Genomic DNA, 22121 nt, shown 5'->3' with positions numbered 1-22121 from the left:
TAAAACATCGTTGGAACGCAATTGGAACGTAGTGGGAACCGAGTGGGCAAAGAGTTGAGGAGAAACATGTTGAAGACTGCATCTGCCACGTTCGGCAAGCTGTTTGCCATCATGGCGCTGGGCTCGCTGGTGCTGGGAACGGCGCTGGGGACCGCGCACGCGCAGGTGGCACAGTCCTCGCGCATCGCCTGGCTCAGCCCTGAACGCATCTATAACGAGTCCAAGCTCGCCAGGCTGGCGGGCGACAAGCTGAAGGAAGAATTCTCGCCGCGCGAGAAGGCACTGAACGAGCTGGGCGCACGGCTGAAGACGGCGACCGAGCGCTACACGAAGGATGAGCCCACGCTGGGCGAGCAGGACCGTGTCAAGCGCCAGCGCGAAGTGGTGGAGCTGGACAAGGACTTCCAGCGCCGCCAGCGCGAGTTCAAGGAAGACCTGTCCCAGCGCACCAACGAGGAGCGCGCGGCCATCGCCGAGAAGGCCACGCGCATCATCCGGCAGCTGGCCCTGACCGAAGGCTTCGACATCGTGCTGCAGGATGCCGTCTGGGCCAACCCGCGCATCGACATCACCGACAAGGTGCTGGCAGCGCTGGACAAGTAAACCCCCGAATCGCCGGCCACGCTTCCGCGTCGCGGTGGCCTGGCCGGCTTTTCCACTTTTGATAGGATAGTCATGGGCATTCGACTGGGAGACCTGGTCGAGCGCTTCGGCGGAGAGTTGATCGGCGACCCCAACCTGCAGGTGGTGGGGATCGCGCCGTTGACCGACGCCGGCGTTTCACACATCAGCTTTCTCTCCAACAGCAAGTTCCGCGCGCAAGCCGGGCAGAGCCGTGCCGCCGCGCTGATCTTGTCGCCGAACGATGACCCGCTCGTTGCCCAGCAGTATCAAGGCGCGCGCATCGTCACGAAGAATCCGTACGCGTACTTCGCCCGTGCCGCGCAGTACTTCGACGCCCTGACGGCGCATGTGCCGGCACCGGGCATCCACCCGACCGCGTACGTGGACCCGACCGCCCGGGTCGACGCCACCGCGCATGTCGGCCCGCAGGTCACTGTCGAGGCGGGCGCCGTCATCAAGGCCGGCGCGGTGATCGATGCCGGCTGCTTCATCGGCCGCGAAGCGGTGGTCGGCGAAGGCACGCATTTCTTTGCCAACGTCACGTTTCACGCGCGCTGCGTGATCGGCGCCCGTGGCATCCTGCATTCGGGCGCCGTGATCGGCACCGACGGCTTCGGCTTCGCCAATGAAGGCGGGGTCTACATCAAGATCCCGCAGGTGGGCCGCGTGGTGATCGGCGACGACGTCGACATCGGCGCCAACACCACGGTCGACCGCGGCGCGCTGGCCGACACGATCATCGAGGACGGTGTCAAGCTCGACAACCAGATCCAGATCGGCCACAACTGCCATATCGGCGCGCACACGGCCATGGCCGGCTGCGTGGGCGTGGCCGGCAGCGCGAAGATCGGCAAGTACTGCACGTTCGGCGGCGCGGCCATGGTGCTGGGCCACCTGACGATCGTCGATCACGTGCATGTGTCGTCGGCCAGCATGGTGTCGCGCTCGATCCTGGAGCCGGGGCAGTACACCGGCTTCTACCCGCTGGCGAAGAACAGCGAATGGGAAAAATCCGCCGCCATCGTGCGGAACCTGGGTGCCATGCGCGAGAAGATCCGCGCACTCGAGAAATCGATCAAAAAAATCAATAATCAAGCCACTGAGCAAGAAGACGAATCATGACCACTGCTGAAAACAAGACCCTGTGCATCAACCAGATCAAGGAACTGCTGCCGCACCGCTACCCGCTGCTGCTGGTGGACCGGGTGCTGACCTGGGAAGCGAACAAGACGATCACCGCCATCAAGAACGTGACCGTCAACGAGGAATTCTTCAACGGCCACTTCCCGCACAAGCCGGTGATGCCCGGCGTGCTGATGATCGAGGCGATGGCGCAGACCGCGGCCATCCTGTCGTTCCTGACGATGGGCATCAAGCCCGACGAGAACTCGGTGGTCTACTTCGTGGGCATCGACAACGCGCGCTTCAAGCGCCCGGTGGGCCCCGGCGACCAGCTGAAGATGGATGTCGAGATCGTGCGCGTGTCGCGCGGCATCTGGAAATACAAGGCGGTGGGCAGCGTCGACGGCCAGACCGCTGTCGAGGCGGACCTGATGTGCACCATCCGTAACACCGCCGACGCAGCGTAACACGGTGGGGAAACAGAAGGAGGCAGCATGACGACCATTCATCCTACCGCGCTCGTCGATCCGAAGGCTCAGCTGGGCGAGGGTGTCGAGATCGGCGCCTATTCGATCGTCGGCCCCGATGTCGTCATCGGCGACCGCACCTGGGTCGGCCCGCACGTGGTCATCGAAGGCCATACGACGATCGGCAGCGACAACAAGTTCTTCCAGTTCTCGTCGATCGGCGCACCGCCGCAGGACAAGAAATGGAACGGCGAGCCGACCCGCCTGGAAGTGGGCGACCGCAACACGATCCGCGAATTCTGCACGTTCAACCTGGGTACCGTGCAGGACAAGGGCGTGACGAAGCTGGGCAACGACAACTGGATCTCGGCCTACGTGCACCTGGCGCACGACTGCGTGGTCGGCAACAACACGATCTTCTCGAACAACGCGCAGATGGCGGGGCACGTGGAGATCGGCGACTGGGTCATCATGAGCGGCTACGCGAACGTGCACCAGTTCTGCAAGATCGGCGCGCATGCCTTCGTCGGCATGAGCACCAGCCTGACGCAGGACGTGCCGCCGTTCGTACTGCTGAACGGGAACCCGGCGCAGGCGCACGGCATCAACATCGAAGGCCTGAAGCGCCGCGGTTTTACGCGCGAGCAGATCAACGCGCTGCGCACCTCGTACAAGATCCTGTACCGCTCCGGCCATACGCTGGAAGAGGCCAAGGCGGCGCTGCTGGCGCAAGAGCAAAGCACGCCGGATGCGGCGGAGCATATCCGCGCATTCCGCACCTTCCTCGATACCGCCAACCGTGGCATCGTCCGCTAGCATGGGCGACGGCCTGTCGGTCGCCATCGTTGCCGGGGAGCCCTCCGGCGACATGCTGGCCGCGCGCCTGCTGGTCGGCCTGCGGCCGTACCTGCCCGAGGCCCGCTTCCACGGCATCGGCGGGCCGGCCATGATCGCCCAGGGGTTTGAATCGCAGGTGCCGCTGGAAACCATGACGGTGCGCGGCCTGTTCGAGATCATCCCGCGCTATCGCGAGCTGAAGCGCGTCCAGTCGCGCCTGCGCGACCAGCTGCTGGCCGAGCGCCCGGCCGTGTTCATCGGCGCCGACTACCCTGGTTTCAACCTGGGCCTGGAAGGCGAGCTGAAGGCGGCCGGCATCCCGACCATGCACTACATCGGCCCGCAGATCTGGGCCTGGCGCGGCGGGCGCATCAAGAAGATCATCAAGAACGTCTCGCACATGCTGGTGATCTTCCCGTTCGAGGAAGAGATCTACCGCAAGGCTGGCGTCCCCGTCACGTACGTTGGCCATCCGCTGGCCGAACTGATTCCCCTGGTGCCGGACGTGACGGCGGCGCGCCGCCACCTGGGCCTGGCCGACGACGCGAAAGTCGTCACCATCATGCCGGGCAGCCGGATGGGGGAACTGAAGTACAACACGGCGGCCTTCATCGGCGCCGCGAAGCTGCTGCGACAACGCGAGCCGGGGCTGCATTTCGTGGTGCCGATGGCCGGCGACAAGCAAAAGGCCTATTTCACCGAGCTGGTGGCGCAGGCCGGCCTGCAGGACATTCCCCTGCAACTGCTCGATGGCGAAAGCCACGCGGCGATCTGCGCGGCCGATGCCGTGCTGGTCGCATCCGGTACCGCATCGCTGGAAGTGGCGCTGTACAAGAAGCCGATGGTCATCGCCTACCGGATGATGCGGGCATCGTGGGAAATCATGCGCCACATGGGCTACCAGCCATGGATCGGCTTGCCGAACATCCTGGCGCGCGAGTTCCTGGTGCCCGAACTGTTGCAGCACCACGCCAGCGCCGCCGCGCTGGCCGACAACCTGTGGAAGCAATTGACGGACGAGGCGCACCGTGCGAACCTGATCCGGCGTTTCACGGACATGCACCACAGCCTGCTGCGCAACTCCGCCGAGGAGAGTGCCGCGGCGGTACTGCAGGTCATAGGAAGAACCAAGTGACAAAGAAGGACAATGAGAAGGACCATGCGATGCAGAGCGGCCTGTTCGACGACCTGCCATATTCCCTCGACGAGATCATCTGCGGCGTGGACGAAGCCGGCCGCGGGCCGCTGGCCGGGCCCGTGTACGCGGCCGCCGTGATCCTGCACCGCGAGCGGCCCATCGCCGGCCTGCGCGATTCGAAGAAGCTGACCGAAGCGAAGCGCGAAGAGCTGGCGCCGCTGATCAAGCGCGACTGCATCGCCTGGGCGATCGCCAAGGCGTCCGAAGCGGAAATCGACCGGCTGAACATCCTGCAGGCGTCGCTGCTGGCGATGAAGCGGGCCGTGCATGCGCTCGAGACGATTCCCACGCTGGCCCTGATCGACGGCAACAAGTGCCCGGTGATGAAGATCCAGACCATCGCCATCGTCGATGGCGACGACAAGATCGAATCGATCTCCGCCGCGTCGATCCTGGCGAAGACGGCGCGCGACGACGCGCTGCGCAAGCTGCACCGGAAATATCCGCAATACGGCTTCGACCAGCACAAGGGCTACGGCACCGCGCAGCACCTGGAAGCGCTGAAACTGCACGGCGTGACGCCGGTGCACCGGCGCTCGTTCGCCCCGGTGCGCGAACTGCTGGAGCTGGCGTTTTGAAAACGATTACTTCGCGCGACAACGCCCAGTACAAGGAGCTCAAGCACCTGGCCACCAGTGCGCACGCGCTGCGCAAGGCCGGCCGCACGCTGCTCGACGGCGTGCACCTGTGCGAAACCTGGCTGCAGCTGCGCGGCCAGCCGGAACAGTGCATCGTCAGCGACAGCGGCCTGCGCCACCCCGAGGTCGTCGCACTGGTGGCGAAGCTGGAAGCGCATCACGGCCGCGTGCTGCAGTTGCCCGATGCGCTGTACGAACCGCTGTCGCAGGTCGAGCATGGCGTGGGCATCCTGTTCCTGGTCGAGATGCCGCGGCCGGCGGTGCCCGCCGCGCTGGCCGCCAATGCCGTCCTGCTGGACAATGTGCAGGACCCCGGCAACGTCGGCTCGATCCTGCGCAGCGCCGCGGCGGCCGGCATCGGCGAAGTGTATTGCAGCCCCGGCACGGCGTTCTGCTGGTCGCCGAAGGTGCTGCGCGCCGCGATGGGCGCACACTTCGTGCTGGAGATCCACGAGAACGTGGCGCTGGCGCCGCTGCTGGAGGGCGCGAAGATCGCCACGCTGGCCACCAGCGGCTATGCGAAACAGAAGCTGTACGATGTGGACCTGAAGCGGCCGGTTGCCTGGGTGTTCGGCCATGAAGGGCAGGGCGTGTCCGACGAGCTGCTGGGCCTGGCCCGGCACCAGGTCGTGATCCCGCACCTGGGGCAGGTGGAATCGCTGAACGTGGCCGCCTGCGCGGCCGTGTGTTTCTTCGAGCAGGTCAGGCAAAGCCAGGCGCGCGCCGGCTGATAACGGAGGGAGCATGGAGATCGCCGGATTGCAGTTCCTGGTGGCGGAAAGCGAACCGGTACAGCGCGAGCTGCTGGCCGGGGTGCTACGCAGCGCCGGTGCACAACACATCCATTTCGCGCCCGACGGGCATGCGGCGCTGCGCATGCTGCAGGCGCCGCTTGCCGACAGCGGCGCCGCCATCGACATCGTCGTCATCGACCTGGCACTGGCCGGCATGGACGGGCTGGAACTGATCCGTCGCCTGGCCGAGGCAAGGTGCCGCGCCGGCCTGATCGTCGTCGGCGCGCAGAGCGGCGACATCCTGTTTTCCGTCGAGACGATGGCGCTGGCCTATGGCGTCGACCTGCTGGGCGCCGTCGCCAAGCCGGTCTCCGCGCCGCGGCTGGAAGCGCTGGCCGCCAACTACACGCGGCCCGCCGACGCCGCCGCGCCGCCGGCCGCCACCGCCTTCACGTTCGCCGAAGTGGGCAAGGGCCTGCAGGCGCGCGAATTCGATCCTTTCTTCCAGCCCAAGATCGAGCTTGAAACGGGGCAGGTCAAGGGCCTCGAAATGTTCGCCCGCTGGCGGCATCCGCAACACGGCATGCTGGGCCCCGCGGCCTTCATGCCCGCGCTGGAAGAAGCGGGCCGCATCGATTTCCTCGACTGGAGCATGATCGAGAAATCGGTGGCCGCCTGCCGCACGCTGCACGACCAGGGCATGCCGATCTCGTTTTCGATCAACGTCGACCCGGGCACGCTGTCGCACCCGCAGTTCATCGCACAGATCGGCGCCTGCCTGGACCGGCACCGCATCCTGCCGGGCTACATCACGTTCGAGATCACCGAATCGGCGGTGCTGCAGACTGACCCGCACCTGCTGGAACGGCTGCTGCGGCTGCGCATGATGGGTTTCGGCCTCGCCATCGACGACTACGGCACCGGGCGCTCCAACCTGCAACTGCTGGCTTCGATCCCGTTCTCGGAGCTGAAGATCGACCGCAGCTTCGTCGACGGCGCCTCGCGCAAGCGCGCCATCGGTACCGTGCTGAAATCGTACCTGGGTTTGGCGCGCAGCCTGGACCGGATGTCCTGCGCCGTCGGCGTCGAAACCAAGCAGGACTGGGATTTCCTGCAGGGCCTCGGCTGCACCTACGCGCAGGGCTACTACATCGCCAGTCCGATGCCGGTCGACGAGTTCCCCAAGTGGCTCGTCGAATGGCGGCAGTTCTTCTAGAAGCACGGGACCGTTGCGCCGCCAGGTGTCTGACACCATTTTCCTGAAAATGGTGTCAGACACCGGTGTTTTCCCGATGTAGCGCGAATGCCCGGAAAACCGGTGTCCGACACCATTTCCTGGGGAAATAGTGTCCGACACCAGGATGTCACGCCCCGGCCTCCTTCACGCCGCCGCCCGTTCGTCGGCCGGGCCGCTGTCCATCACCGCGCCGAGGAAATCGTTGCCCCAGCGCGTCACATCGTGCTCGGTGGCGATCATCGCCATGCGTGCGGTGCGGTAGGCGCGTTCCTCCTCGCCCATCGTCAGCGCCTGGTGCAGCGTGGCCGTCATCGCGTTGGCATCGTACGGATTGGTCAGCAGCGCCCCGTGCAGTTCGACGGCGGCGCCGGCGAACTCGGAGAGAATCAGCACGCCGGACTTGCCGGCCGCCCGCCGCGCCGCCACGTATTCCTTGGCCACCAGGTTCAGGCCGTCCCGCAGCGGCGTGATCCACGCCACGCCGCAGGCGGCGTAATGGGCGATCACTTCATCGAACGGCAGGGAGCGGTAGAAGTAGCGCACCGGTACCCAGTCCAGCGTGGAGAAGCGGCCGTTGATGCGGCCGACCACGCGATCGACTTCCACGCGCAGGCTGTCGTAGATTTCCATGCCCGGCGCCGCCGGCGTGATGATGTTCAGCAGCGTCACCTTGCCGATGTGCTCCGGATGATGCTCCAGCAGGCGCTCGAAAGCCTGCAGCTTTTCCAGCGAACCTTTCACGTAGTCGAGCCGTTCGATCGACACGATGCCCGTCGTGCCACCGAGGTAAGCTTCGATGGCGGCGGTCATCGAGGTCACTTCCGGCCGCGCGACCAGGCCTTCGATCAGCGCCACGTCCGTTCCCACCGGGTGGGCGCCCAGCGTCACGGTGCGCCCGCCTGCTTCGATCGACGTCGTCATGGTGTCCACGCCCAGCGCGCAGCCATAGGTGAGGAAGCGCGGCGCGCACGGCACGGCCGGGCCCATTTCCACCGGCGCGAACGAGCGCACCGCGTCGACGAAATTCTCGACATAGCGGGGAATGTGGAAGCCCACGTAGTCGCATTGCAGCAGGCTGCCGATGATGTCGCGGCGCCACGGCAGGATGTTGAACACGTCGCTGGACGGGAAGGCCGTATGGTGGAAGAACGCGATGCGCAGGTCCGGCCGCAGCGGGCGAAGCAGGGCAGGCACCATCCACAGGTTGTAGTCGTGCACCCAGACCACCGCGCCCTCGGCCGCCTCGCGTGCGGTCTGCTCGGCGAACAGGCGGTTCACTTCCAGGAAGCGCTCCCAGTGGGCGGCGTTGAACTCGGCCTTGTCGGGGAACGAGAAGATGATCGGCCAGAACGCCTCTTTCGAGAACTTCTTGTAGAACAGGTCGACGTCCTCCGCCGTCAGCGCGATGCGCGCGGCGCGCAGGCGCGGGTAGGCATTTTCGTCGACCGCCACATGGGTCTCGAAGCCGGCGGGCGCGCGGCTTTCCTGCTGCGACCACGCCACCCAGGAACCCTTGCGGCTGCCGGCGAAGAAGCGCAGCAAGGTGGGGATGATGCCGTTCGGGCTTTTCGGACGGCGCCGCACGGGCACGCCATTTTCCATGACCTCGTCGAACGGCAGGCGGTGGTACACCATCACCAGGTCGGCGTCGCCATGCGCGCCGGTCGCCGGTGCCGGCTGGGCCGTGCGGGGCAGGGCGCCATGGTGGGCCAGGCCTTCCAAGATGCCGTCGCAGCCTTCGCCGCTGGCGATGTAGACACTGGAGCGGCGGCGCAGCTTCTGCACCAGCGCCGGCTCGGCGGCGCCGACCACGATGCCGGCCAGCCCCGTCTCGAACATCGACAGGTCGTTCAGCGTATCGCCGGCCACCACGATCGACGACGGTGCGATGCCGGCCGCCTCGGCCAGCGCCAGCAGCGCGGGGCCCTTGCCCACGCCGCGCGGCAGCACGTCCAGGTAGGCGCCGGCGGACATCAGCAGGTCGCAGCCGAGCGCCTCGACGGCGGCGCGCAGGGCTGGCGTCACGTCGGCCTCGCTGGCCACGAACGAGCAGCGGCGTTCCTGCGGCACACTCTGGCGGCGCAGGCGCGGGAAGCCGGCCAGCGCCTTCAGCACCGCCTGCGAACCGGGCCAGCGCGCGGCGATGTCCTGCTGCAGGTTGCCCACCGGCTGCAGGTCGGCACCATGCACGATGGTGGCGCCCACGTCGGCGATGATGTAGTCGGGCATGGGAATCGTCGGGTCCGACAGCAGCGGCAGGATCGATTCGAGGCCGCGGCCGGTCACGAACGCCAGTTTTGCCTGGCGCGGGGCGGTGGCGAACAGCTCGCGCACGCGGCGGCGCGCGTCGGCCGTGCCGGCCAGCAGTGTGCCGTCCAGGTCGGTGGCGAGCAGGAAATGTCCGGGGGTGATCGGCGAAGCGACAGACGAAGTAGTGAGCGGGGTGGTACAGGAATGCAGAATTGCCATGGCGAATCATCCTTGAATAGCGATGCGTCGGGCGCTTAGCAGGTGCGCCAAACTGGAGTTAACGTGTGCAAGCCGCGGTCCCGGTGGACCGCTCACGTGTACGGATGCAACAGCGGCTGGATGCCGGCCATTGCGAGAAGAAGGGAAGCGGCAGGGATGGTGCTGCAATGACGATGGCGCCGCATCCCGAAGAATGCGGCGCCATTATACTAAATTTATTGACAATACATTTGTGAAAATGTATTGCGCGCCGGGTTCAAAGCGCTTCGTCGATCGACGTGATCTCCTGGATCACTGCGACTTCGGCTGCGGCTCGGGCGCCGGGCGGCGCCGCTCCTCGTTGCCCTCGTAGGTCTCGTTGGCTGCTTCGCCGCGCAGCACTTCCGGATTCGACAGCTTCACCGTCTGCGTCGGGTAGGCGAACTCGATGCCGGCCCGGTTGAAGCGCTTGAACAGGGCGAAGTTGATGGCCTGCTGGGTGTCCATGAACAGGCCGTAGTCCGGCGTCTGCATCACATACACCACCTCGAAGTCCAGCGACGAGGCGCCGAAGCCCTTGAAGTGCGCGCGGTCGAACTTCGCCTGCGGCTGGGCGGACACGATTTCCTTCAGCGTGCCGGGAATGCTCTCCAGCTGCTCTTCGGTGATGTCGTAGGTCACGCCCACCGAGAACACCACGCGCCGCGTCTCCATGCGGCGCACGTTGTGGATGCGGCTCTTCAGCAGGTCGCTGTTCGAGAATACGATTTCCTCGCCGTTCAGGCTGCGGATGCGCGTGGTCTTCAGGCCCACGTACTGCACCGTGCCGGCCAGGTCGTCGACCGTGATGAAATCGCCCACCACGAAAGGCTTGTCGAGCAGGATCGACAGCGACGAGAACAGGTCGCCAAGGATGTTCTGCACGGCCAGTGCGACGGCGATGCCGCCGATACCCAGGCTGGCGACCAGCGTGGTGATGTTGACGCCGAAGTTATCGAGGATCATCAGCAGGATGACGGCCCACAGCGCGGCGCGCGCCACGAAGGTCAGCGCCGCGGTCGATGTCGTCGCGGCCACGTCGGTCGCGCCGCGCTTCTTGCGGTAGAAATCGATCCAGCCGCGCACGCCCACATCCAGCCAGCGCGCGATCTGCAGCAGCAGGATCGCCACGGCCAGGTTGCGCAGCAGCGTTTCGGCCTTGGGCGACAGCAGCAGCCACTGGGTGCCGGCATAGATGCCCATCGCCACGATGAACGCGGTGCTGGTGGTCTTCAGCACGCGCACGGCCATGTCGTCCACGTGCGTGGCGGTATGGTCGGCGAACGCGCCGATGCGGCGCACGAGGAAGCGGTTGGCGCCGTACAGTGCCATGCTGACGGCGGCGGCGATGCCGATGGCGATCATCCAGGTGTTCAGGTCATTACCTAGCACAACATAGTCCATGTCTTCTCCTTGTCGGACGGGATCGGTAGCGGGGCGGGGCCTGCGCTGGGAAGCACCGCGCCGCGCGGAGCGGCCGGTGCGAGGAGAAGAGGGGCGCGCGATGGCATGCGGGCGCCCGCCCTTTTGATGAGTGGATGCTACCGTTACTCGCTGGACTGGTCCGTTAGCCTGCGCACATTGAGGTCAATGCAATGGGGCGATGCCCGCCAGCTTGTCCGGATTGCGGACCACGTAGATTGCCACGATCTTGCCGCCGTCGACGATGAATGCCTGTGCCGACTCGACGACGCCACCGACATAGCGGACGATGCCCGGCTCGCCGTTGACGCGCGCCATCCGGTATATGACCTTGCCCGGATGCGCATGCTCGACGGACCAGTAGACGCCGGCGATGCGCGCCGCGCCCACCAGTATCCTGCCGAACGACGGCACCTTGCCGCCGCCATCGGAGACCAGTCGTACATCGCCCGCGAGGAACGTCTTCATCGCTTCCCGGTCGGCCCCCGTGGCGGCCTGCATGAAGCGCGCCAGCAGATCGCGGTGCACGTCGCCGGGCACGGTGAAGCGCGGCTTTTCCTGCTGCACGCGGGCCTGCGCGCGCGACACCAGCTGCCGGCACGCCGCTTCGCTCTTGCCCAGCGTGGCGGCGATGTCGCCGTAATCCTGGTCGAATACCTGCCGCATCAGGAAGGCGGCGCGTTCCTCGGGCGCCAGGCGTTCCAGTACCCACAGCATCGCCACCGACACCTCGCTCGCCAGCTCGGCCGCCGTTTCGGGCGTGCGCTCGTCCAGCTCCACCAGCGGTTCGGGCAGCCACCAGCCCACATAGGCTTCGCGCTCGGCCTTGCGGCTGCGCAGCCGGTCGATCGACAGCCTGGTGGCCACCGTCACCAGCCAGGCTTCCGCCGACTGCACCGCCCCCTGGTCGCTGGCGGCCCAGCGCAGCCACGCATCCTGCACCACGTCCTCGGCATCGGCGCGGATGCCGAGCATGCGGTAGGCGATCGCGAACAGGCGGGGGCGCAGGGCGTCGAACTGGAGGGCGGTGTTGTCGTTCATGGCTTCATGGCTTCATGGCGAGAGTGTCGATCTACCCAAGACGGGCAAGGCGCCAGCGCTGTGACAGCTTTCCGCGGGCAAAGGTGTGGCAGCGAACGCTTTTGTTGTCTACATTGTCACCCCGGCAGCTTACCCAACCCACACGACCAGGAGTCTTTCGATGGATCCGAACGACCAGCACATGGAACAAGGCAAAACGGCGCAGGACAGCGCCGGACAGGACGTCAAGCCATCGCGGCGCCGCTTCGTCGGCGCGGTGGCCACCACGCTTGCGGCGGCCGGCACCGCTGCGGCGAGCGGCGCCATGGCCCAGCAGCCGGTGGAGCGCGGGCAGGGCAGCGGCGCGCTGCGCAACCGCAAGTTTCCACGGCCGCCATTCCCGCGCCAGCAGCAGGAGTGGCCGGCACTGGCGGGCAAGATGACGCCGCGGCCCGACCATGGCGAGACGACCTACCGGGGCAGCGGCCGGCTGGCCGGCCGCAAGGCGCTGATCACGGGCGGCGACTCCGGCATGGGCCGCGCCGCCGCGATCGCGTATGCGCGCGAAGGCGCCGACGTGGCGATCAACTACCTGCCGTTCGAGGAGCCGGACGCGCAGGAAGTCAAGGCGCTGATCGAAAAGGCGGGCCGCAAGGCCGTGCTGCTGCCCGGCGACATCCGCGACGAGGCGTTCTGCAAGACGCTGGTCGACAAGGCCGCCGAGCAGCTGGGCGGGCTCGATATCCTGGTCAGCAACGCGGCCCGGCAGCAGTCGGTCGATTCGATCCTGGAGCTGACCACCGAGCAGTTCGACTGGACCATCAAGACCAACCTGTACGCCAACTTCTGGATCTGCAAGGCCGCCGTGCCGCACATGAGGGCTGGCGGCGCGATCATCGTCACGGCCTCCGTGCAGGCCTACGATCCGTCGCCGAACCTGCTCGACTATGCGCAGACCAAGGCGGCCCAGGTGGCGTTCGTGAAATCGCTGGCCAAGCAGCTGGCCGAAAAGAACATCCGCGTCAACGCCGTGGCGCCGGGTCCAGTCTGGACGCCGCTGCAGGTGTGCGGCGGCCAGGAACAGGATGCGCTGGTCAACTTCGGCGGCGACACGCCGATGAAACGCCCCGGCCAGCCCGGCGAACTGGCGCTGGCCTACGTCACGCTGGCGGCGGACGATTCCAGCTACACGACGGGCCACGTGTACGGTGTTGCAGGCGGCAGCGGGCAGCCATGAGGACAGGCCGGCGGGCAGGCAGTGGGGCGCGTTGCGTCGAGGTCACAGACTTTACTGGACGGCTATGCAATCGAAGTTTCGTGATGACATAATTGCATTCCACAATAAAATAATGAAAACGTTATGTCCAAACTGCTTGCCTTCCTTGCCGCCGCTTGCTTCATCGCGGCCCCCGTCCACGCGGAAACGCTGGCGATCGATTTCAATACCGTTCCCGGCGCCGATGGCCGGCTCGGCACGGCCGATGACGAGCCGATCTTCTCCGATGGTTATCCCAGCCGCATCGAAGAGGAATACGCCGCGGTCGGCGTCCATTTCAACACCGCCAGCGTGGCGAAGGGGGCCTTCTTCGACGGCAACCCCGGCAACACTTTCCTGACGTCGCAGCCAGTGTCCGGCTGGTTCGACATGCCGGTGTACGGCATCAGTATCGACAGCTATTCGTACTGGAACGCCACGTTGAGCGCCTACGATGCCGCGGGCAACCTGCTGGTATCGGACAGCATCGACGGCGGCTGGCAGCGCGCCACGCTGTCGGTCGCCAGCACCGCGCCGATCTTCCGCTTCACGGTCCTGCCGGACGCCGAGGGCCGTATCCTGAACCTGGACAACCTGGCGTTGGCCGTCTCGCCGGTGCCCGAGCCTTCGCAACTGGCGATGCTGGCCGGCGGCCTGCTGCTGGTCGGTTCGGCGCTGCGCCGCCGCCGCTGATCGTTTGCCCCGAGCGCCGCCGGTTCAATACTCGCGGCGGTTCGGCTTGATCTCCTGCAGGATGGTGGTGGAGATTTCCTCGATCGACTTGGTGGTCGAGGACAGCCAGCGGATGCCTTCGCGCTTCATCATCTTTTCCGCTTCGTTGACTTCGTAGCGGCAGTTCTCGAGCGCCGCGTACTTGCTGCCGGCACGCCGCTCGTTGCGGATTTCGGTCAGCCGCTCCGGCGTGATCGTCAGCCCGAAGATCTTCGGCTTGTACGCATACAGCGCCGAAGGCAGCTTGCCGCGCTCGAAATCGTCGGGGATCAGCGGATAGTTGGCCGCCTTGATCCCGTACTGCATCGCCAGGTACAGCGAAGTGGGCGTCTTGCCGGAACGGGAAACGCCGACCAGGATCACGTCCGCATCGGCCAGGTTCTTGTGCGACTGGCCGTCGTCGTGCGCCAGCGAGAAATTGATCGCCTCGATGCGGTTGCGGTACTCCTCGCTGTCGACGATGTTGTGCGAGCGGCCGATCGTGTGCGTGGACTTCACGCCCAGCTCTTCTTCCAGCGGCGCCACGAAATTCTGGAACAGGTCCATGTGCAGGCCGCTGCATTGCCGGATCACCGACGACAGCTCGGCCTGCACGAGCGTGCTGAAAATGATCGGGCGCTGCCCGTCCGCGATGGCCGCCTCGTTGATCTTGCGGGCCGCGGCGTGGGCTTTGTCGACCGTGTCGATGAAGGGCAGGCGGATCTGGCGGAAACGCATCTCGAACTGCGTCAGCACGGAGTGGCCGAAGGTTTCTGCGGTAATACCGGTGCCGTCGGACACGAAAAACACGGTGCGGGCGGAGGTCGGGCGTTGTGCGGATGTCATGGAAATAGCTTTTGATTGTGAACTGTCAATTTTCGCCACAGGCTGTAAAATGGCCGGCAACGGTCAGATTGTGCTGTACGACGCCAAGAATAACAACCAGATGTCGTCAGCCGCGCGGCAAGCCTGCAGAGAGACCAACAGATTCCCATCATCAGTAAGGTGTCATCATGACCAACTTGTCCAACGCAGCACTTGTTATTCCCGACCAGGAGCAAGGTAACCAAACCACCGCCGCGGCTTCGACCTACGTGGCTTCGTTCGAGAACCTGCGCATGACCGACGTGGAATCCGTCGGCGGCAAGAATGCTTCGCTCGGCGAAATGATCAGCCAGCTTGCCGGCGCCGGCGTGCGCGTGCCGGGCGGCTTCGCCACCACGGCCCAGGCATTTCGCGACTTCCTGTCGCACAGCATCGACGGCGGCGCGCCGCTGGCCGAGCGCATCGCCAACCGCCTGTCCGACCTGAACGTGGACGACGTGCGTTCGCTGGCGCAGGCCGGCGCCGAGATCCGCCAGTGGATCGTCGACACGCCGTTCCAGCCGCGCCTGGAGCAGGAAATCCGCACGTTCTACGACAACCTGGTGGCCGGCTCGGAAACCGAAGTGTCGTTCGCCGTGCGTTCCTCCGCCACCGCGGAAGACCTGCCTGATGCATCGTTCGCGGGCCAGCAGGAGTCGTTCCTGAACGTGGTCGGCATCGACAACGTGCTCGACGCGATGAAGCACGTGTTCGCATCGCTGTATAACGACCGCGCCATTTCCTACCGCGTGCACAAGGGCTTCACGCATGCCGAGGTAGCGCTGTCAGCGGGCGTGCAGCGCATGGTGCGCTCGGATACCGGCGCGGCCGGCGTGATGTTCACGATCGATACCGAATCGGGCTTCAAGGACGTGGTCTTCATCACCTCCAGCTACGGCCTGGGCGAGACGGTGGTGCAGGGCGCCGTGAATCCGGATGAATTCTATGTGCACAAGCCGATGCTGGAACTGGGCAAGTCGCCCGTCATCCGCCGCAATATCGGCTCCAAGCTGATCAAAATGGAGTTCACGAACGAAGCCCGCGCGGGCCGTTCCGTGAAGACCGTGGACGTGCCGATCGAGCTGCGCAACCGCTATTCGCTGACCGACGCCGAAGTGGTGGAGCTGGCCAAGTACGCGGTGATCATCGAGCGCCACTACGGCCGCCCGATGGACATCGAGTGGGGCAAGGACGGCCGCGACGGCAAGCTGTACATCCTGCAGGCGCGCCCGGAAACGGTGAAGTCGCAGCAGAAGACCACCGACGCGCAGCAGCGCTTCAAGCTGAAGTCGACCGGCACCGTGCTGACCTCGGGCCGCGCGATCGGCCAGAAGATCGGCGCCGGTCCGGTGCGCGTCATCAGCGACCCGTCGGAGATGGAGCGCGTGCAGCCAGGCGACGTGCTGGTGGCCGACATGACCGACCCGAACTGGGAACCGGTGATGAAGCGCGCCGCGGCGATCGTGACCAACCGCGGCGGCCGTACCTGCCACGCGGCGATCATTGCCCGCGAACTCGGCGTGCCGGCCGTGGTGGGCTGCGGCGATGCGACCGAGCTGCTGAAGGATGGCACGTTCGTTACCGTGTCGTGCGCGGAAGGCGACGAGGGCAAGATCTACGACGGCCTGCTGGAAACGGAAATCTCCGAAGTCTCGCGCGGCGAACTGCCGCAGCTGCCGGTGAAGATCATGCTGAACGTGGGTAACCCGCAGCTGGCCTTCGACTTCCAGCAGGTGCCGAATGCCGGCGTGGGCCTGGCTAGGTTGGAGTTCATCATCAACAACAACATCGGCGTGCACCCGAAGGCGATCCTGGAATACCCGAACATCGATCCGGACCTGAAGAAGGCCGTGGAATCGGTGGCGCGCGGTCACGCTTCGCCGAAGGCGTTCTATGTCGACAAGCTGGCCGAAGGCGTGGCGACGATCGCCGCCGCGTTCTGGCCGAAGCCGGTGATCGTGCGCCTGTCCGACTTCAAGTCGAACGAGTACAAGAAGCTGATCGGCGGTTCGCGCTACGAGCCGGACGAGGAAAACCCGATGCTGGGCTTCCGCGGCGCATCGCGCTACATCTCCGAGGATTTCGCCGAGTCGTTCACGATGGAATGCCTGGCCATGAAGCGCGTGCGCGAAGACATGGGCCTGACCAACGTGGAACTGATGGTGCCGTTCGTGCGCACGCTGGGCCAGGCGCAGAAGGTCGTCGAGCTGCTGGCGAAGAACGGCCTGAAGCGCGGCGAGAACGGCCTGCGCCTGATCATGATGTGCGAGGTGCCGTCGAACGCCGTGCTGGCCGACCAGTTCCTCGAGTACTTCGACGGTTTCTCCATCGGGTCGAATGACCTGACCCAGCTGACCCTGGGCCTGGACCGCGACTCCGGCATGGAACTGCTGGCCGCCGACTTCGACGAACGCGACCCGGCCGTGAAGGCACTGCTGTCGCTGGCCATCTCGGCTTGCCGGAAACAAGGCAAGTACATCGGCATCTGCGGCCAGGGTCCTTCGGATCACCCCGACCTGGCCGAATGGCTGATGGAGCAGGGCATCGAATCGATGTCGCTGAACCCGGACTCGGTGGTCGATACGTGGCAGAAGCTGGCTGAGCTGCGCAAGTAAGCAGCAAGGCGCCGCGGACTTCCCGAAGTCCGCGGCGGCTGCCTGGTGTCGGACACCGGTTTCCCGGTGTCGGACACCGGTTCTCGCCAGAAGATTCCGGTCATTGCGCAGAAACCGGTGTCAGACACCTGAAGGTGTCTGACACCAGCTGTTCGACGTTCCGGGCATGAACCCTACCCAACAGCCCCGAATTGCTCTATCGTTACGCCAACCCTCGCCGTCCTTCCCAGGGCCGCGGGGGTTTTACTTTCATAGGAGACGACAGATGGCTGACTGGATCATGTGGCTCATCGCCGCCGGCGTGCTGGTGGCGCTGGAACTGTTCAGCGGCACCTTCTACCTGCTGATGATCGCGCTGGGCGCGCTGGCCGGATCGCTGGTGGCGGCGCTGCGCATCGACCTGCCGGGCCAGATGCTGGCCGCCGCGCTGGTGGCCGTGATCGCCACGGTACTGCTGCGGCGCCGCCGGCGCAACGAACCGGCCAAGCTCGACGCGTCGCGCGACCCGAACGTGAACCAGGACATCGGCCAGCCGGTGCAGGTACCGCAATGGCACGGCAACAGCGCGCGCGTGATGTACCGCGGCGCCCTGTGGGACGTGGAACTGGCGTCCGGCGCGGTGGCCGAGGCGGGCACGTTCCGCATTGTCGAAGTGCGCGGCAGCCGGCTCATCGTCGGCGCCTGACAGGCACATTAAAACTAAAAAGGAAAACACATGGAAATCACTTTCGGCGGCGTGGCCCTGGTCATCCTGGCCGTGGCGCTGGTCTTCGTCTTCAAGACTATCAACGTGGTGCCCCAGCAGCACGCGTGGGTGGTCGAGCGACTCGGCAAGTACCATGCGACGCTGGCGCCCGGCCTGAACATCGTGGTGCCGTTCGTCGACCGCATCGCCTACAAGCACATCCTGAAGGAGATCCCGCTCGACGTGCCCTCGCAGGTGTGCATCACGAAGGACAACACGCAGCTGCAGGTGGACGGCATCCTGTACTTCCAGGTCACCGACCCGATGCGCGCCTCGTACGGCTCGTCGAACTATATTGCCGCGATCACGCAGCTGGCCCAGACCACGCTGCGTTCCGTGATCGGCCGCATGGAGCTCGACAAGACGTTCGAGGAGCGCGACCACATCAACACCACGGTCGTCAACGCGATCGACGAATCGGCCGCCAACTGGGGCGTGAAAGTACTGCGCTACGAAATCAAGGACCTGACGCCGCCGGCCGATATCCTGCATGCGATGCAGGCGCAGATCACGGCCGAGCGCAACAAGCGGGCGCTGATCGCCGCCTCGGAAGGGCGCAAGCAGGAACAGATCAACATCGCCACCGGCGAGCGCGAGGCATCCATCGCCCGTTCCGAAGGCGAACGCCAGGCGGCGATCAATCGCGCGCAAGGCGAGGCCAATGCGATCATCGCGATCGCGGAAGCCACCGCGTCGGCGCTGCGGCAGGTCGGCTCGGCGATCGAGCAGCCGGGCAGCGAAGAGGCGGTCAACCTGAAGGTGGCCGAGCAGTACGTGGACGCGTTCCGCGAGCTGGCGAAGACCAACAATACGCTCATCGTGCCCGCCAACCTGGGCGACATGAGCAGCCTGATCGCCACCGCGATGCAGGTCGTGAAAACGCAGACGGCGGCGCGCGTGGTGCGCACGCCATCGTAGGGATTTTGCCGTAACAAGGAGAAGAAATCATGGGCACATGGGCGATTGGACCATTCGGCAACGACGCCGCGCAGGACTGGGCGGAAGACCTGCACGAATCGAACGACCTGTATTTCATCGGCGATACGCTGGACAACGTGCTGTCGCCGGAAAATGGCGACCAGCTGGAAGCGCCCTATGGCGAGGAAGGGCTGGCCGCCGTGGAGACGCTGCTGCGGCTGGAGGGCCGCGGCGGCGTGCAGGACGACGATTCGGCGGCGATCGACGAATGGGTCGGCGTGGTCAAGGGCAAATACAAGTCGCGCGCGGATCTGCTCGAGAAGGCCGGCCGCGCGCTCGACCTGATTCTTTCGGAGCGCTCCGAGTTGCGCGAGTTGTGGCAGGATAGCGAGCATTTCGACGCATGGCGCGCCGCGGTGGAAGACCAGAAAACGCGGCTGCAGGGCAAATAGGGAGCTTCATGGCGGTATTGAAGAGGGCCGTGGCGGCAGCGATGCTGGCCGTGGCGGCGGTGTCATCGGTGGCGGCGACGCCGGAACAGGAAGCGCTGGACCGCCTGGCGCGCATGCGTGCGATGCCGGCGGCCAGTGCCGGCCAGGAAGCGCAGCAGCAGCGGCGCGACCTGGATGCCGCGTGGCGCTGGTTCGGCAACAACCGCACCGCCGCGCTGCCGGTGCTGCGGCGCGAACTGGCGGCGGAGCTGAAAAAGCCGCGGCCCAGCCAGCTGGTGCTGCTCGATGTCGGCTATTTCCTGCGCGCGCTCGGCGAGCCCCCGGACCGTGCGCTGTCGATGCAGGCGCTGCTGGCGATCGACCCGGCCGGCATCGTGCCGCAAACGCAGGGCCAGCAACTGTTCCGCTTTGTCCACGCCAGCGCGGCCGACCGCGATCCCCGGCTGTTCCCGCTGATCGACAAGGTATTCCTGCGCGGCGACGTGACCGTGCTGGTGCCGCAGCACGGCTATACGGTCGATGCGACGTCCGTCTGCATCTACCTGTACGGGCAATTCGGCGCTCGCGCCGAGCAGCACCTGCGCGGCCTGCTGAACGACCGGGCGGTCGTCAACCGCGTGCTGGAGGTGCTGATGTGGGTGGGTTCGCCGGACAGCGTGCCGGCCGTGGCGCCGCTGCTGGACAGCGCCGATGCGGACACGTTCGCGCGCGCCGCCACGTTCATGCTGCGCGCCGGCGGGCCGCAGGGCAGGGATGCGCTGCTGGCGTTCGACCCGCGCAAGCTGCAGGGCAAGGCCAGGCAGTTCTACATGCAGACGCGGCCGCAGCTGGCCGGCATGCGGTTCGACACGCTGGTGCAGCAGTTATCCGATTCCCCACCGTCCGAAAAGGCCCCCGCGCCACGGCGGCTCGACGACGCTGCCGCCCGGCAGCTGCTGTCGTCGCTGTTCGCCTCGTACGGCAGCTACGAGGGCATCCAGCCGATCGAACTGGCGCTTGCCGCGATGCCGGCGCCGCAGCTGATCGACGAGCTATTGCGCCTGCGCGAGCGCAGCCTGCTGCGCATCTCCGGCGAAGCCTTGGCCGACATCGACACCACCAATACGCTGATCAACACGCTGCGCTTCCGCGACAACTGACACGCAACCCTGTTGTAAAAAACCCGGGGACAGTCCCTCCCGGAGGGACTGTCCCCGGTGTTGTTTAGCAACCAGCTCGGCAGCAGCAAAAGCGTTGTAAAAAAATCGGGGACTGTCCCTGGTGTGACCCGGTGTTGTTTAGCGACCAGCTCGGCCGTCATGCAGCCTGACTTGGAGTTGCGCCGACTGACCTCACATAAGTGCTTTCGGGATCCGTGAAGCCATGAACGAACAGATCGACCAGCTGGCCGAATTCCTCGACCGCCACCGCAACGTGCTCGTGCTGACGGGCGCCGGGCTGTCCACCGCGTCCGGCATTCCCGGCTATCGCGACGAGGAGGGCGTGCGCCGCGGCAAGCCGCCCGTGCAGGGTCCAGAGTTTCGCGGCAGCGATGCGCTGCGCCGCCGCTACTGGGCGCGCAGCATGGTGGGCTGGCCGACACTGGCGCGCGCCGAGCCGAACGCAGGACATCGGGCGCTGGCACGGCTGGAAGCGGCGGGCCGGGTCGGCCAGGTCATCACGCAGAACGTGGACGGCCTGCACCAGCGCGCCGGCACGGAACGACTGATCGAGCTGCACGGCAATATCCACACCGTGCGCTGCCTGGCGTGCGAGCGGCGCCAGCATCGCGCCGACCTGCAGCAACGCCTGCTGCGCGAGAATCCCGCGCTGGGCAGCGTGCTGGCGCAGCCGCTGCCGGATGGCGATGCGCAGCTCGAACCGGAATCGCTCGAGACCTTTGTCGTGCCGCACTGCGAGGATTGCGGCGGCACGCTGCAGCCGGACGTCGTCTTCTTCGGCGATAACATCCCGGCCGAGCGCACCCGTCACGCGCTGCAATGGATGGACGAAGCGGACGCGCTGCTGGTCGTCGGCTCTTCGCTGATGGTATTTTCCGGATACCGCTTCTGCAAGCTGGCCGCCGCGGCAGGCAAGCCGATCGCCGCGGTCAACGCCGGCAAGACGCGCGCCGACGAACTGATCGGGCTGAAGCTGGCGCTGCCGGCGCAGGAAGTGCTGCCGGCGGTCGCGGGGCTGCTGGCCGCTACGTGAGGTCGTGCAGGTCCTTGCCCAGCGCCGGGCCAACCGTGAAGTCGCTGAAACGCACCGCCAGCCCGGCGCGCTCGGGTGTGCAGCACATCGGTCCGACGAGATAGTGTTCCGCGGCCGGGAACGGGGCCAGGCGCAGCAGCGGCCACGCCAGGCCATCGGCCGAGTACTGCACGCGGATGGCGCCCTGGTCGACGGTGATGCGCAGCCAGAAGCCGTCCGGCAGCGCCGGCGCGGGCATCGTCGCCCAGTCGGACAGTTCGTTGGTCAGCACGGTACTCAGCATCGGCTGCCCGTCGGAGAATTCCACCCCCGCCTTCAGCCAGCGGTGTGCGTCGATGCGCACCATCAGTCCCGCCTGGTCATACAGCGCGGTGAAATCGGCACGTACGCGTACCTGGGCAGTGAAGGGGGCGGCGACGGGACGGCCGAAGAAGTGGCCGGTGTCGCGAATGAAGCCGTAGCTGGTGATGCGCCAGAAATCGGTGCGGTCACCGGTGACGGCATGCAGCGTGCCGCCGTCGATGCGGTGAGCCGGCGGCTCGTTCAGCCAGGTGCAAGCGTCGAACATGGGCAACCCTCGTC

Annotated in this window: 21 protein-coding genes; 16 read left to right on the top strand and 5 right to left on the bottom strand. The window is 66.0% G+C overall.

The genetic code is table 11. The annotated features are described in order from the left end of the window. Nucleotides 1-69: 69 nt before the first annotated feature. The 8 genes from FHS02_RS10570 to FHS02_RS10540 all read left to right on the top strand — a co-directional run bounded on the left by FHS02_RS10570 (nt 70) and on the right by FHS02_RS10540 (nt 6836). A complete protein-coding gene (locus tag FHS02_RS10570) occupies nt 70-603 on the top strand; it encodes an OmpH/Skp family outer membrane protein (protein ID WP_229422787.1) in 534 nt (177 codons plus the stop codon). A 72-nt stretch (nt 604-675) separates the two neighbouring features. Further along, entirely contained in the window at nt 676-1746 is a 1071-nt protein-coding gene (lpxD, locus tag FHS02_RS10565; RefSeq protein WP_137313386.1) for a UDP-3-O-(3-hydroxymyristoyl)glucosamine N-acyltransferase, read from the top strand. Continuing rightward, the gene (gene fabZ / locus FHS02_RS10560) at nt 1743-2213 is read left to right on the top strand and encodes a 3-hydroxyacyl-ACP dehydratase FabZ (RefSeq protein WP_137313385.1); all 471 of its coding nucleotides are present in this window, start codon (nt 1743-1745) and stop codon (nt 2211-2213) included. The genes lpxD and fabZ overlap by 4 nt, the downstream gene beginning before the upstream one ends. A gap of 27 nt (nt 2214-2240) precedes the next feature. Continuing rightward, nucleotides 2241-3029, top strand: coding sequence for an acyl-ACP--UDP-N-acetylglucosamine O-acyltransferase (gene lpxA, locus FHS02_RS10555; protein WP_137313384.1), 789 nt, complete (start codon nt 2241-2243; stop codon nt 3027-3029). Between the two features lies 1 nt (nt 3030). Next, nucleotides 3031-4185, top strand: coding sequence for a lipid-A-disaccharide synthase (lpxB, locus tag FHS02_RS31485; protein ID WP_229422785.1), 1155 nt, complete (start codon nt 3031-3033; stop codon nt 4183-4185). 29 nt (nt 4186-4214) lie between these two features. Continuing rightward, complete coding sequence (gene rnhB / locus FHS02_RS10550) at nt 4215-4826, top strand: ribonuclease HII (protein ID WP_229422783.1); 612 nt, start codon at nt 4215-4217, stop codon at nt 4824-4826. Beyond that, the gene (locus FHS02_RS10545; RefSeq protein WP_137313382.1) at nt 4823-5617 is read left to right on the top strand and encodes a TrmH family RNA methyltransferase; all 795 of its coding nucleotides are present in this window, start codon (nt 4823-4825) and stop codon (nt 5615-5617) included. The genes rnhB and FHS02_RS10545 overlap by 4 nt, the downstream gene beginning before the upstream one ends. 13 nt (nt 5618-5630) lie before the next feature. Next, a complete protein-coding gene (locus FHS02_RS10540) occupies nt 5631-6836 on the top strand; it encodes an EAL domain-containing response regulator (RefSeq protein WP_137313381.1) in 1206 nt (401 codons plus the stop codon). A gap of 165 nt (nt 6837-7001) precedes the next feature. Here FHS02_RS10540 and ggpS read toward each other — a convergent pair whose 3' ends face one another. From ggpS to sigJ, 3 genes are all read right to left on the bottom strand, one after another. Next, on the bottom strand, nt 7002-9326 hold the full coding sequence (gene ggpS / locus FHS02_RS10535) for a glucosylglycerol-phosphate synthase (RefSeq protein WP_137313380.1): 2325 nt from the start codon (nt 9324-9326) through the stop codon (nt 7002-7004). Between the two features lie 291 nt (nt 9327-9617). Next, a complete protein-coding gene (locus FHS02_RS10530; protein ID WP_137313379.1) occupies nt 9618-10748 on the bottom strand; it encodes a mechanosensitive ion channel family protein in 1131 nt (376 codons plus the stop codon). Nucleotides 10749-10931: 183 nt separating this feature from the next. After that, entirely contained in the window at nt 10932-11807 is an 876-nt protein-coding gene (sigJ, locus tag FHS02_RS10525) for an RNA polymerase sigma factor SigJ (RefSeq protein ID WP_137313378.1), read from the bottom strand. Between the two features lie 304 nt (nt 11808-12111). Here sigJ and FHS02_RS10520 point away from each other — a divergent pair, with 304 nt between their 5' ends. Continuing rightward, complete coding sequence (locus tag FHS02_RS10520) at nt 12112-13023, top strand: SDR family oxidoreductase (protein ID WP_229422781.1); 912 nt, start codon at nt 12112-12114, stop codon at nt 13021-13023. A 123-nt stretch (nt 13024-13146) separates the two neighbouring features. Beyond that, the gene (locus FHS02_RS10515; RefSeq protein WP_137313377.1) at nt 13147-13734 is read left to right on the top strand and encodes a PEP-CTERM sorting domain-containing protein; all 588 of its coding nucleotides are present in this window, start codon (nt 13147-13149) and stop codon (nt 13732-13734) included. A gap of 24 nt (nt 13735-13758) precedes the next feature. Here FHS02_RS10515 and ppsR read toward each other — a convergent pair whose 3' ends face one another. Next, nucleotides 13759-14598 (bottom strand): posphoenolpyruvate synthetase regulatory kinase/phosphorylase PpsR, encoded by an 840-nt coding sequence (gene ppsR, locus FHS02_RS10510; protein WP_175424770.1) that lies wholly within the window; start codon nt 14596-14598, stop codon nt 13759-13761. A 176-nt stretch (nt 14599-14774) separates the two neighbouring features. On the opposite strand from ppsR, the gene ppsA reads away from it, so the two are divergent. From ppsA to FHS02_RS10480, 6 genes are all read left to right on the top strand, one after another. After that, entirely contained in the window at nt 14775-17231 is a 2457-nt protein-coding gene (gene ppsA / locus FHS02_RS10505) for a phosphoenolpyruvate synthase (RefSeq protein WP_371861477.1), read from the top strand. Between the two features lie 265 nt (nt 17232-17496). Further along, nucleotides 17497-17916 carry an NfeD family protein gene (locus tag FHS02_RS10500; RefSeq protein ID WP_137313376.1) on the top strand — a complete coding sequence of 140 codons (420 nt, stop codon included), beginning with the start codon at nt 17497-17499 and terminating at the stop codon, nt 17914-17916. Nucleotides 17917-17946: 30 nt separating this feature from the next. Beyond that, nucleotides 17947-18894, top strand: coding sequence for an SPFH domain-containing protein (locus FHS02_RS10495; protein ID WP_137313375.1), 948 nt, complete (start codon nt 17947-17949; stop codon nt 18892-18894). Nucleotides 18895-18923: 29 nt separating this feature from the next. Beyond that, nucleotides 18924-19346, top strand: a complete 423-nt coding sequence (locus FHS02_RS10490; protein WP_137313374.1) for a DUF4259 domain-containing protein — start codon at nt 18924-18926, stop codon at nt 19344-19346. Between the two features lie 8 nt (nt 19347-19354). After that, complete coding sequence (locus FHS02_RS10485) at nt 19355-20485, top strand: hypothetical protein (RefSeq protein ID WP_137313373.1); 1131 nt, start codon at nt 19355-19357, stop codon at nt 20483-20485. Between the two features lie 223 nt (nt 20486-20708). Beyond that, complete coding sequence (locus tag FHS02_RS10480) at nt 20709-21539, top strand: NAD-dependent protein deacetylase (protein ID WP_137313372.1); 831 nt, start codon at nt 20709-20711, stop codon at nt 21537-21539. On the opposite strand, the gene FHS02_RS10475 is transcribed toward FHS02_RS10480, so the two are convergent. Beyond that, on the bottom strand, nt 21532-22107 hold the full coding sequence (locus tag FHS02_RS10475; protein ID WP_137313371.1) for a DUF1349 domain-containing protein: 576 nt from the start codon (nt 22105-22107) through the stop codon (nt 21532-21534). The genes FHS02_RS10480 and FHS02_RS10475 overlap by 8 nt on opposite strands. Between the last annotated feature and the right edge of the window lie 14 nt (nt 22108-22121).

Origin of the sequence: Pseudoduganella umbonata, from assembly GCF_014192225.1 — a bacterium.
Taxonomy (GTDB): domain Bacteria; phylum Pseudomonadota; class Gammaproteobacteria; order Burkholderiales; family Burkholderiaceae_D; genus Rugamonas; species Rugamonas umbonata.
This window is presented reverse-complemented; position numbering and strand designations above follow the sequence as displayed.

What these genes read in the sequence shown, in the direction of transcription:
- lpxA (WP_137313384.1), top strand. Translation starts at nt 2,241, where the DNA reads ATGACGACCATTCATCCTACCGCGCTCGTCGATCCGAAGGCTCAGCTG.
- lpxB (WP_229422785.1), top strand. Translation starts at nt 3,031, where the DNA reads ATGGGCGACGGCCTGTCGGTCGCCATCGTTGCCGGGGAGCCCTCCGGC.
- lpxD (WP_137313386.1), top strand. Translation starts at nt 676, where the DNA reads ATGGGCATTCGACTGGGAGACCTGGTCGAGCGCTTCGGCGGAGAGTTG.
- FHS02_RS10530 (WP_137313379.1), bottom strand. Translation starts at nt 10,748, where the DNA reads ATGGACTATGTTGTGCTAGGTAATGACCTGAACACCTGGATGATCGCC.
- FHS02_RS10515 (WP_137313377.1), top strand. Translation starts at nt 13,147, where the DNA reads ATGTCCAAACTGCTTGCCTTCCTTGCCGCCGCTTGCTTCATCGCGGCC.
- FHS02_RS10485 (WP_137313373.1), top strand. Translation starts at nt 19,355, where the DNA reads ATGGCGGTATTGAAGAGGGCCGTGGCGGCAGCGATGCTGGCCGTGGCG.
- fabZ (WP_137313385.1), top strand. Translation starts at nt 1,743, where the DNA reads ATGACCACTGCTGAAAACAAGACCCTGTGCATCAACCAGATCAAGGAA.
- ppsR (WP_175424770.1), bottom strand. Translation starts at nt 14,598, where the DNA reads ATGACATCCGCACAACGCCCGACCTCCGCCCGCACCGTGTTTTTCGTG.
- FHS02_RS10475 (WP_137313371.1), bottom strand. Translation starts at nt 22,107, where the DNA reads ATGTTCGACGCTTGCACCTGGCTGAACGAGCCGCCGGCTCACCGCATC.
- FHS02_RS10540 (WP_137313381.1), top strand. Translation starts at nt 5,631, where the DNA reads ATGGAGATCGCCGGATTGCAGTTCCTGGTGGCGGAAAGCGAACCGGTA.
- rnhB (WP_229422783.1), top strand. Translation starts at nt 4,215, where the DNA reads ATGCAGAGCGGCCTGTTCGACGACCTGCCATATTCCCTCGACGAGATC.
- ggpS (WP_137313380.1), bottom strand. Translation starts at nt 9,326, where the DNA reads ATGGCAATTCTGCATTCCTGTACCACCCCGCTCACTACTTCGTCTGTC.
- FHS02_RS10480 (WP_137313372.1), top strand. Translation starts at nt 20,709, where the DNA reads ATGAACGAACAGATCGACCAGCTGGCCGAATTCCTCGACCGCCACCGC.
- FHS02_RS10520 (WP_229422781.1), top strand. Translation starts at nt 12,112, where the DNA reads ATGGCCCAGCAGCCGGTGGAGCGCGGGCAGGGCAGCGGCGCGCTGCGC.
- FHS02_RS10490 (WP_137313374.1), top strand. Translation starts at nt 18,924, where the DNA reads ATGGGCACATGGGCGATTGGACCATTCGGCAACGACGCCGCGCAGGAC.
- sigJ (WP_137313378.1), bottom strand. Translation starts at nt 11,807, where the DNA reads ATGAACGACAACACCGCCCTCCAGTTCGACGCCCTGCGCCCCCGCCTG.
- FHS02_RS10500 (WP_137313376.1), top strand. Translation starts at nt 17,497, where the DNA reads ATGGCTGACTGGATCATGTGGCTCATCGCCGCCGGCGTGCTGGTGGCG.
- FHS02_RS10495 (WP_137313375.1), top strand. Translation starts at nt 17,947, where the DNA reads ATGGAAATCACTTTCGGCGGCGTGGCCCTGGTCATCCTGGCCGTGGCG.